Genomic DNA, 10,825 nt, shown 5'->3' with positions numbered 1-10,825 from the left:
CGAAGGGCAATCCCAGTTAGGGAATGCCCTTCGCCTTTGTTATTATGATTAACTATGCATTTCTGTGATTTCTGTATTAATAAATTCTGGTAATGTTTTATCTTGTGATAGACTGCGCAAGGTGTTAATGATCGCTTGGCCCCAATTCTGCTCATTTTGGGAGATGATGCGGGTAATTTGACCGTTTTCGAGGGATTGATTGACATAGGGAGTAAGACCGAGCGCGACATTATATCTTTTAAGCCCTTTGGCTTTCCAGACTAGAACCGAACTTGAACTTGAAACGAAATCCAGGTTGATTAGCGCACTGAAATGCGGGTGAGCCGTAATCATTTCTTCCAACTGCTGAATGGCTTTTTCTTCGCTGGCATGGTTATGGCGAACTTCGAGTACGTCTATTTCGGTATACTCATCTAAATAATCCTGAAGCCCTTTTAGCCGCTGAGTTAATCCAAGCATTTGCGGCATGCCAGACTGGACCAGGACCATGCCTTTTCCGCCAAGCAAATTGTCTACGGTTTGGGCAATTATTGCACCCGTCTTATAGTTATCCGCACCGATAAATAGATTCCGCTTACTGGACGGAGAGTCCGACTCGAAGCATATCACAATGATTCCGCTGGACACCGCTTTGTTGATGACGTCAATTAGAGCTTCGGAGTCAACCGGGATAATAGCTATGCCGTCAACCTCTTGCTTGATCATCATCTCCATGATTCGAATCTGTTGCTCTAGGTTTGCTTCATCTGGTGCTTGAACGATCAGTTTAATGTTATGATCGCTGGCTGAGTCTTCCGCATTTTCCGTTATCATCTCGTATGTGTCGTTTACCATAGGATAGATGATGCCAAAGGTTAGCTCGGGAACGTCTTTTGAAGGGAGCGAAAGAACCTCTTCATTCTGATTCCATGTATCCATTGTAGTTCGAGTCTCCAAACATCCACAGAGAATAAATATGATACCAAGTAGTAACGTCAGCGTCTGAACGGCTTTGAATCGGAAATTCACAAGCGATCTCCTTCTTTCGCAGTGGTCGCAACCGACTCACCATCACGGCCATGTTTGCGGTATTCCATTGGTGTCATTCCGGTCACCTTCTTGAACAGGTTAGAGAAGTAATGTTGATCACTGTAACCTACTTGAAAAGCAATCTCGAAGGTTTTGCAGCGGGTTGTTTTAAGCAGCACTTTCGCTTTGCCGATCCGCGTGGCGGTTAAGTACTCTGTCATGGTCTGCCCGGTTTCTTGGCTGAAGACCTTACTGAGATGGCTGGAGCTGACTCCAATCTGTCTTGAAGTTTCATGAAGGGAGAGCTGGTCATTGTGATAATTCTGCCGAATATAGAGTTTGACTTTTTCAATTAACTCTCCATACTTGTCAGACCCTTCAGACCGCCAGACCCATAGCTGTTCATATACTCCAAGTAAATAATCAAGGCACTCTTCAACATTTGAAATTTTCCGAATTTCTTTTTGCAACTCATGTATCATTTCTGCTTGATTTCCTTCTGTACGAAAAGTTAACTTTGCGGTCTGGACTAATTCTAAGGTAATGTCATTGATCAGGTAGTAGGCATACATCGAGTTAAAACTTATCTGACGAAGGCCAACCCCAAGCTGACGAATAAAAGAAGGAGCCTCTTGGGAATTACCTACCTTTAGAAACTCAATTAGGCGGTAGCGGTCAAGCAGCACACTGCCTGGTGTCTGGTCGATCGAGGACTCAATCAGAGCTGCTTTGTTCTGCTTCGACAGCTTCTTTATCATTCGGTCATCTTCGGCCTCTTGGAAGGAAAGATGTATACCTTGAAGGCGTTCGTGGACGCTTCCGCAGCTTACGGACAGTTGCAAGCCAAAATGGATACTTTGTTGTTCCAGTACTTGGATCAGAAGATCGATTCTGCTTGATATTTGATCCGGAAGGCCGTCCTTTAGAATGATCACCGTTTCAGTACGGCTGCGCCTAAAGTAATAAAGCTCGGGGTATTCAATCAGTGTATTCGTAACGATAAGCTCCGCTGCCTGAATCTTAGAATTTACAAGATTGGATTCGTCCAAGATGGATGGAACAATAGATAAGATCACGACAGCGTAATAAGGGGCTATAAGCTGCAGATTCAGCTCAGCAGCAGCTTCGATCGCGGCTCCTGTGCCAATTAGTCCTCCGCAAAGGTCGGCATATAGCTTATCAGGACTATACATATTCTTCTGTTTCATTCTATTTTCTTCATCAATCCTCGTACTGACAGCATTCAGCAACTGGAGTAGTTCCGCAGCACTGACTGGTTTCAGGCAGTAATCCTCGACGCCAAGCCGAAGTGCTGTTTGGGCATAATGAAAATCATCATGTCCACTTAAGATGATGATTTTCATGTCAGGAAATCTTTGCCTAACTACGGAAGCAAGTTCGAGACCGTTCATAAAAGGCATTTTAATATCTGTAATTAGAATATCTGGTACTTGTCCTTCAATGAGCGGTAGTGCTAACTCTCCGTCAGGAGCATCACCGGAATATAAGAAACCTTCCTTCTTCCAATCTATAGAATCCCGGATGCTTTCACGAATCAAAATTTCATCATCGACGAGTACGATCTTCTTTATAGTCAGTTCCCCCTGTTCTTAGGTATGCGTACAAAAATGGTTGTACCGGCACCTGCGATGCTTTCTAGATCGACTCCATATTCACTGCCGAAATAAAGTCGTAATCGTTGATGTACATTCTGCAGTCCGAAACCTCCTTCGGCGGGTTCTTCTTCCTCAGACTGGAGTGGTTGTTCGAGCTGTTGTCTTAGCAAAGCTAGTCGGTCTGTTGGGATTCCTATCCCGTTGTCCGTAACGGTAAGAATAACGGAAGATAATTCCAAATAACCTCCAATGACAATAAGGCCCTTCCCTCTTTTATTTTTAATCCCATGATACAAGGCATTTTCTATCAGTGGCTGAAGAGTCATGTTTAAAATCGGGTAATCTAAAAGTTCAGGATCGATTTCGATCCGATATTCAAGAATATCCCGGTATCGCATCTGTTGAATGACCAAATAGCTGTTGGCATGCGCTAATTCAGTGCGAATCATTACCCAGTCCCGACCTTTGTTTAAGCTGATTCGGAACAGGTCAGATAATGCCTTGACGAGCTGGATTACACCATCGTTTTTGCCCGCTTCGGCCATCCAGATAATTGAATCAAGTGTGTTGTATAAAAAGTGGGGATTGATTTGAGCTTGTAGTGTTCGCAGTTCAGCTTTTTGCAGTTGCTGTTGTTTCCTTATACTTTGTTCCAAAAGTTCTTTTATCTTCTCCACCATAATGTTGAAGCTTTGTCCCAGATCCGCGATTTCATCCGTTCCAACCGGTTTGACTTTAGCTTCAAGATAACCGCTTGCAGTAAGTCTCATTTTATGCTGAAGAAGCTGGATAGGCCGGGTTAGTCGCTTGGTCAGCAAGTAATGAAGAGTAATCGCAAATACGATACTGAGCACTACGCTAAGTATGATCAGCTGCCTGATGCTGTTAGCTTCGGCAACGATCTCCTGTAGCGGAGCCATACCGATAATCGTCCAGCCTGTAGCAATAGAAGCCGTATGTACGATAAAACGTGGCTGACCGCCCGTTCGCAGTACATATCCGTCTCTACTGGACTGATCGGGAAAAGGAAGAGGCGTATTTTGAATGATGTTCCTGTTATCGTTCCCTATGGGAGAGACAAAAATCGGATCGTTATGCTGATCAAGAATATAAAAAAATCCCGTCTTGCCGATCTTTACCTGATCGCAGAACGTCTTAATAAACGAATCGTCTAAATCCACTGTAATAAACCCAATTACTTCATGGGTAATTTTTTGCTTGACTGCTGCCATAATCGAAATGACTCCCCGATCTTCATAAGTAAAACCATCGATTTGATCAAGGCTGTTCATTTGCGCGGATGGAATTCGCAGCACGGAATCAGGGTTCTCAGCAAGCGTCTGAAAATGTTGATTCCGCAGCGGATTCGTATTGGACTGAAAAATCCCTCTGCGTTCGCTGATCCCTTTTCCATAAAGATTAATCAAGCTAATATTGAGCACGCTTTCATATTTGTATGTGTCTCGGTAAAGAGAAAAAGTCCGAAGAATATCTTTGGCTTCCTTATAAGTCTCCGACTGTGAGAGGAGAAAATGGATAACCTCGGGGTTATTGCTTAATTCTAGAAGCCTCTCGGTATCTATAAACAAATTATCAATATTTGTCCCTAGCATATCAGCTTGGAGCATAGTGGAGGCTTTACTGTGGCTTGCAACTGAATGGTAGGATTTCTGATATGAAATCATTCCCACCGTCATTAGCGGTATGGTGGTGAGGACAATAAACAAGGCCAATAGTTTTGTCCTTAGACTTGACGAAATCCATCGCTTCATCCTCATCAGTTTGTTCCTCTCAGGGGATATGGTTCTAACAACTTATAGTGTATACCAACTATGATCTATTCGAAAGTAGAAAAAGAAAGCGCAACCAAATATTATACTTTTCAATTAAAAAATTACACTATGAAGAACAAGATTGTCATGAAAATCAAAAAATAGGAAACAAACGCATAAGACAGTCCATATCATGTTGTTTTGTAAGCGGTTTATAATTAGGCCAACGCCAAGGAATGGTGATTGATGAGGGGGAGAACAGCAGTTATGAAGAAATTTGGAAGAATAAGCTTAGTGTTATCGTTAACCTTGTCCATGATGATGCTTGGAGCTTGTAGTAGTAATAACGGCGGAGGTACTGCAGAGGAGAACTCTGGAAATTCCGGAACAAAATCAACGAACAGCATCACGCTTGGCTTCTCTCAAGTAGGAGCAGAAAGCGGCTGGCGCAGTGCAAACACAAAATCAATTCAGGATTCCGCGAAAGAGGCCGGATACACCTTGAAGTTCTCGGATGCACAGCAGAAACAGGAGAATCAAATCAAAGCTCTTCGTTCATTTATTCAGCAAAAAGTGGATGTCATTTCTTTCTCACCGGTCGTGGAATCCGGGTGGGATACGGTACTTAAAGAAGCCAAGGATGCAGGAATCCCCGTTATCCTAACTGACCGGGCTGTCGACTCAAAGGATACTTCGCTATATGTGACGTTCCTCGGCTCTGACTTTGTAGAAGAGGGGCGGAAAGCAGGTCAATGGTTGACTGAGCAATATAAGGATGCCGCTGAAGATATTAATATCGTTGAACTACAAGGGACAACAGGTTCTGCTCCTGCAAATGATCGGATGCAGGGATTCAAAGAAGTGATCTCCAGCAATCCAAATCTTAAGATTATTGCTTCCCAAACTGGCGATTTTACACGGGCCAAGGGGAAAGAAGTTATGCAAGCTTTTCTGAAAGCCCATAAAGATATTGATGTTTTATATGCACATAACGATGATATGGCGCTTGGTGCAATTCAAGCTATTGAAGCTGCCGGGTTGAAGCCTGGAGAAGATATTAAAATTATCTCAGTCGATGCGGTTAAGGACGGAATGCAGGCTGCCAGCGAAGGAAAAATCAACTTCATAGTGGAGTGTAACCCGTTGCTCGGACCTCAGTTAATGAAGGTGGTTCAAGATGTTGTCGATGGAAAGTCGGTTGAAGCCCGTATTGTGACTGAAGAAACGACGTTTACTTCAGAAGAAGCCAAAGAAGCCTTGCCGAACCGTCAATATTAAACCTAGCATATTCATCAAAAAAATGTTTACATCGCCACTCCGCCCCCCTTCTTAGCCAGCGGAGTGGTAGTAGTTTCATAAGCCAAGGAGTGGATGAAGATATGAGCGATGTTACACCCTTATTGCAAATGACCAACATACATAAACGCTTTCCTGGAGTCAAAGCACTTTCCGATGTAAGTCTCCGCCTCTTTCCTGGAGAGGTTCATGCACTGATGGGTGAGAATGGTGCAGGAAAATCCACGTTGATCAAAGTACTGACCGGGGTGTATTCCATCGATGAAGGGACTGTTGAGATGGAAGGTAACCCGATAAATATTCACAGTCCGTTAGAATCACAGGCGGCCGGAATCAGTACGGTGTACCAGGAAGTCAATCTATGTCCCAATCTGACAGTGGCTGAGAACATTTTTATTGGGAGAGAACCGCGTAAACTAGGCCGAATTTTTTGGAAAGAAATGAACCGAAGGGCAGAAGAGCTACTGAAGGATCGCCTGAATCTGGATATAGATGTAGATCAGCCTTTATACATGTATTCTGTGGCTATTCAGCAGCTGATTGCGATTGCCAGAGCTTTAAATATTTCTGCGAAGGTTCTGATTCTGGACGAACCAACCTCGAGTTTGGATAAAAATGAGGTTGAGCAATTATTCCTTGTACTGAGAAAGTTGAAAAGTGACGGCCTTGCCATTCTTTTTGTCACTCATTTCTTGGATCAGATGTATGAGATTTCGGATCGGGTGACTATTCTTAGGAATGGTGGATTTGTAGGTGAATATCTGGCGGAAGATTTAACTAGGCTTGATCTTGTTTTGAAGATGATCGGCAAGGAACTGAATTTGTTGGAGGAACTGCCTGTTCTGTCAGGAACGAATAAAGATAAACCAAGCCAGGAGTTCCTCAAAGCTGAAGGTCTTGGTCGAAAGGGAGCAATTGAGCCATTTAATCTGACGATCAATAAGGGAGAAGTGGTTGGCCTTGCAGGTCTTTTGGGTTCTGGCCGCACCGAAGCAGCACGGTTATTGTTTGGAGCGGATAAGGCCGATACCGGCAAGCTGAAGTTTGCTGATGGAGGAGAAAGCATACATTCACCGCGTGATGCGATTCATCGGCAGATTGCCTTTTGTTCAGAAAATCGAAAGACGGAAGGCATTATCGGAGACCTTACGATCCGGGAAAACATTGTTTTGGCTTTGCAGGCCAAACAGGGCTGGTTCAAGACAATATCCCGAAAGCGACAGGACGAAATTGTGGATGAATATATCCGCATTCTAAATATTAATCCTCCCAATCCTGATCATCTGATCAAGAATTTAAGCGGAGGGAATCAGCAAAAGGTATTACTCGCCAGATGGCTTTTGACGGAGCCGAACTTGTTAATACTGGACGAACCGACCCGCGGTATTGATATCGGTGCAAAAGCGGAAATTCAGAAGCTGGTATTGTCACTTTCACGTGAGGGAATGTCTTTTGTGTTTATTTCTGCAGAGCTGGAAGAGGTAATACGCGTCAGCGATAAAATCGCCGTGCTGCGTGACCGCCATATAGTAACGGAAATTTCAAATAAGGATATGAACCAGCATACAATCATGCAGGCGATAGCAGGGAGTTGAGATCATATGAAAACCATTTATAAACATCATTTATTCTGGCCACTGTGCGTACTGGCTGCACTGATGTTATTTAATTTTATTTATTCTCCTGATTTCTTCTCAATTACGCTGCGAAACGGACATTTATACGGTAGTCTGATCGATATTCTCAACTTTGGGGCCCCTCTGATCCTGGTAGCGATTGGGATGACTCTTGTAGTGGCTACAAGAGGGATTGATTTGTCCGTCGGATCAATCGTGGCGATATCAGGTGCTATTTCCTGTCTTTCTATCAGTAAAGCTTCGGATCAGAATATGCTCTCCTTGATTCTGTTGTCGGTACTTATGTCAGTGGGACTATCTCTTATTCTAGGTATATGGAATGGGGTGCTGGTATCCGCTGCTGGAATTCAGCCGATCATTGCCACTTTGATTCTTATGGTGGCCGGGCGGGGAATAGCTCAACTCATTACGGGAGGGCAGATTATCACCGTAACTAGTGAAAAATTCTCTTACATCGGTTCCGGGTCCCTTGCCACATTACCATTCTCCATCTTTGTAGTTGCGGCTGTTCTCGTAATTGCAGCACTGCTCACACGTAAAACTGCACTTGGACTGTTCATCGAATCGGTGGGCTGTAACCCGGTAGCGAGTTTGATGTCTGGTATTCGAGCCCACTCGGTTATCATATCTGTTTATATGTTTTGCGGATTGTGCGCAGGCATAGCCGGATTGCTGTTAAGTTCGAACGTATCTAGCGCGGATGGCAATAACGCTGGACTATGGTATGAACTCGATGCCATTCTCGCAGTCGTAATCGGCGGTACTTCACTTAACGGAGGACGATTCTATTTGCTCGGAACGGTTGTAGGCGCCTTGATTATCCAAACGCTGACTACAACGATCTACATGATCGGCGTTCCGCCGGAGATTACGTTAGTTGTCAAAGCTTTCGTAGTTCTTATGGTCTGTTTGGTCCAGTCATCTGCTTTCCGATCCGCCATCGCCTTGCGCTGGAGAACGCGGCATTATCCAGGAGAGAAGGAGATTTCACGCCATGTATCTTAAAAGCAAGTACATTCCCATTATTGTAACGATAACGCTGTTTCTAGTCATGTTTGCTGTAGGTTCTTTTCTTTATACTGGTTTTTTCTCTCTTCAAGTGCTGTTGAATCTTTTCGTAGATAATGCTTTTCTGTTGATCACTGCTGTTGGTATGTCCTTTGTCATCCTCTCGGGTGGCATTGATTTGTCTGTCGGTTCGATGATTGCGCTCACGACAATGGTGTCAGCGAGCTTGATTCAGCAGCAGGGGTGGTCTCCAGCAATCGTTATTCCGCTAGTACTGGTTATGGGTGCCCTATTCGGTTCCGGAATGGGAGCCATTATCCATTATTTTAAAATTCAACCTTTTATCGTGACTTTAGCAGGAATGTTCTTGGCTCGTGGATTATGCTATGTGATCAGCATTGATACGATAACGATAGATAATGCCTTCTATACCGCTGTTGCTCAGACGAAGATCACGCTCCCAGGAGGAAGCTTTATTTCTATTAGCGCTATTATTGCTTTGATTGTCACAGCCGCTGCGATCTTTATCGCACACTATACTCGGTTTGGCCGTAATGTGTACGCTCTTGGAGGGAACGAGCAATCGGCGCTCCTCATGGGGCTTCCGGTAGCGCGAACCAAAGTACTGGTCTACACGTTTAGCGGATTCTGTTCCGCATTAGCCGGTGTTGTATTTACGTTTTATATGTTGTCGGGGTATGGGCTACATGCAGTTGGATTTGAACTTGACACGATTGCTGCAGTCGTAATTGGTGGAACTTTACTTACCGGAGGGGTCGGTTATGTCCTTGGAACCTTTTTTGGTGTCCTGATTCAGGGAGTAATCCAAACCCTAATTAGCTTTGATGGCACGCTCAGCTCATGGTGGACTAAAATTGTTATCGGCTTGCTTCTTTTCATCTTTATTCTGTTTCAGCGAATACTTAGTGAAAGACGTTCTGTTTTAAAGCAGTAACAGCTGTCCTTACGCTAGAAATGTTGATACAATTAACATCGGAATCCAGCTCTGGTTATCCGGTGTTTTTTTGTGTGTTTATGTAATCGCTATCATTGGTTAAAGGGGGGATATAGTTAACGTGGTGAAATGGTTGATTTGCCTAGTATTTTTGTTGTTAACTGGTTGTTTTGAAACAGGAGAGAGGATCGCCCAACCTTCGATTACGCCAGTGGAAATTCCACTAAATATCAATATTCCATCTGTGGAGCTCCCTGTAGCCAAAACGATTGTACTCGGTTTCTCCCAGTTAGGCTCAGAGAGTGCTTGGAGAGCTGCAAATACGAATTCTATAAAAGCGGCAGCCCTTGAGGCTGGCATTACTTTGATTATGAAAAATGCTCAGCAATCCCAACAAAACCAAGTGGAAGCAATCCGTTCGTTTATAGAGAGCAAAGTAGATGTTATCGCAATCGCGCCTGTCGTGCAGACCGGTTGGGATGATATTCTCGAGGAAGCCAAACAGGCAGGTATTCCTGTCATCATTCTTGATCGCGCTGTTAATGTGAAAGACCACTCGCTATATGTTACCTGCATTGGTTCCGATTTTTTTGAAGAAGGGGTAAAGGCCGCTAAATATATGCTGGACAAAATGCGTAACTATTCAGGACGAATAAAAATTGCCGAACTGCAGGGTACGATTGGATCAACTCCTTCGATTGACCGTGGACGAGGGTTTCGGAAAATGATCAAGGGGCAGAATACCTTTGATATTACGTTGACGCAATCTGCAGATTTTACTATGGCAGGGGGATATAAAGTTATGAGGGAATTTCTAAGTCTCCCTAACGATAAATGGCCGAAGGTGCTATTTTCCCATAATGATGACATGGCCATTGGTGCAGTAAAAGCGATTGAGGAAGCCGGACTGAAGCCGGGTACTGATATTATTATTATTTCTGTTGATGGGACGCGGCGGGCCTTTGAACAAATGATTGCTGGGAATATTAATGCAGTCGTCGAATGCAATCCACTCCTTGGGCCTCTATTGATGCAGGCAACTCAAGAGATTATGTCGGGACGGACCCTCCCAAAGCGCATGGTACCTCCGGAAGATATTTTCCCTCAGGAACTGGCGGCAATGGAAGTAGGGAATCGTACATATTAACAATAGAGTCTTATAACTCTAGATGGATAAGACGATATGTCCAATCAAAGCAAATAGTGCTACTACAGCATAAAACCTATGGTGCAATATCCAAAGTTTTGGTATTTTAAGTCTCTTCCTCATATAAAAAAAAGTTGTAGAAACAATACAACTTAGAAAACCGATTATTCCCAAGGTATTTGGAATTATTCCATATTCATTTAAATATTCATTAAAATTAATAATGGATAGAATACCATGGAGGGATCCGGAAACAAGTAAAATGATTGCGGCAGACTTATGAATTTTCAAAAGAGCTATATCTGCTCTTGAACTGAACCCCGAATGGTAGACACTTAAAAAGTGACTACCATTCGGGGTTTTTCTATTTTCTTTCTAGAAAAGTC

Annotated in this window: 8 protein-coding genes; 5 read left to right on the top strand and 3 right to left on the bottom strand. The window is 43.6% G+C overall.

Annotation, left to right across the window (positions count from 1 at the left end; all coding sequences use genetic code 11):
- Positions 1–48: 48 nt before the first annotated feature.
- Genes H9647_RS15180 through H9647_RS15170 form a run of 3 tightly spaced genes read right to left on the bottom strand, consistent with a single transcriptional unit; the run spans position 49 to position 4,402 of the window.
- A complete protein-coding gene (locus H9647_RS15180; protein WP_191801427.1) occupies positions 49–1,008 on the bottom strand; it encodes a sugar ABC transporter substrate-binding protein in 960 nt (319 codons plus the stop codon).
- Positions 1,005–2,591, bottom strand: a complete 1,587-nt coding sequence (locus tag H9647_RS15175) for a response regulator (protein ID WP_318245327.1) — start codon at positions 2,589–2,591, stop codon at positions 1,005–1,007. Before H9647_RS15175 ends, H9647_RS15180 begins: the two co-directional genes overlap by 4 nt.
- Positions 2,592–2,602: 11 nt before the next feature.
- Positions 2,603–4,402 (bottom strand): sensor histidine kinase, encoded by a 1,800-nt coding sequence (locus H9647_RS15170; protein ID WP_191801417.1) that lies wholly within the window; start codon positions 4,400–4,402, stop codon positions 2,603–2,605.
- Between the two features lie 261 nt (positions 4,403–4,663).
- Here H9647_RS15170 and H9647_RS15165 point away from each other — a divergent pair, with 261 nt between their 5' ends.
- The 5 genes from H9647_RS15165 to H9647_RS15145 all read left to right on the top strand — a co-directional run bounded on the left by H9647_RS15165 (position 4,664) and on the right by H9647_RS15145 (position 10,439).
- Positions 4,664–5,674, top strand: a complete 1,011-nt coding sequence (locus tag H9647_RS15165; RefSeq protein ID WP_191801415.1) for an ABC transporter substrate-binding protein — start codon at positions 4,664–4,666, stop codon at positions 5,672–5,674.
- A gap of 101 nt (positions 5,675–5,775) precedes the next feature.
- Positions 5,776–7,287 (top strand): sugar ABC transporter ATP-binding protein, encoded by a 1,512-nt coding sequence (locus H9647_RS15160; RefSeq protein WP_191801414.1) that lies wholly within the window; start codon positions 5,776–5,778, stop codon positions 7,285–7,287.
- Between the two features lie 6 nt (positions 7,288–7,293).
- A complete protein-coding gene (locus H9647_RS15155) occupies positions 7,294–8,334 on the top strand; it encodes an ABC transporter permease (RefSeq protein WP_191801412.1) in 1,041 nt (346 codons plus the stop codon).
- A complete protein-coding gene (gene yjfF, locus H9647_RS15150; protein WP_191801410.1) occupies positions 8,324–9,292 on the top strand; it encodes a galactofuranose ABC transporter, permease protein YjfF in 969 nt (322 codons plus the stop codon). The genes H9647_RS15155 and yjfF overlap by 11 nt, the downstream gene beginning before the upstream one ends.
- A 121-nt stretch (positions 9,293–9,413) precedes the next feature.
- A complete protein-coding gene (locus H9647_RS15145; protein WP_318245321.1) occupies positions 9,414–10,439 on the top strand; it encodes an ABC transporter substrate-binding protein in 1,026 nt (341 codons plus the stop codon).
- Positions 10,440–10,825 lie beyond the last annotated feature (386 nt).

Source organism: Paenibacillus gallinarum (assembly GCF_014836635.1).
Taxonomy (GTDB): domain Bacteria; phylum Bacillota; class Bacilli; order Paenibacillales; family Paenibacillaceae; genus Paenibacillus; species Paenibacillus gallinarum.
The sequence above is the reverse complement of the archived record's forward strand: the minus strand, read 5'-3'. Positions and strand labels throughout refer to the sequence as shown.

Bases quoted from the DNA above. Each gene is read 5' to 3' on its own strand.
- H9647_RS15170 (WP_191801417.1), bottom strand. From the start codon at position 4,402: ATGAGGATGAAGCGATGGATTTCGTCAAGTCTAAGGACAAAACTATTG.
- H9647_RS15165 (WP_191801415.1), top strand. From the start codon at position 4,664: ATGAAGAAATTTGGAAGAATAAGCTTAGTGTTATCGTTAACCTTGTCC.
- H9647_RS15160 (WP_191801414.1), top strand. From the start codon at position 5,776: ATGAGCGATGTTACACCCTTATTGCAAATGACCAACATACATAAACGC.
- H9647_RS15155 (WP_191801412.1), top strand. From the start codon at position 7,294: ATGAAAACCATTTATAAACATCATTTATTCTGGCCACTGTGCGTACTG.
- yjfF (WP_191801410.1), top strand. From the start codon at position 8,324: ATGTATCTTAAAAGCAAGTACATTCCCATTATTGTAACGATAACGCTG.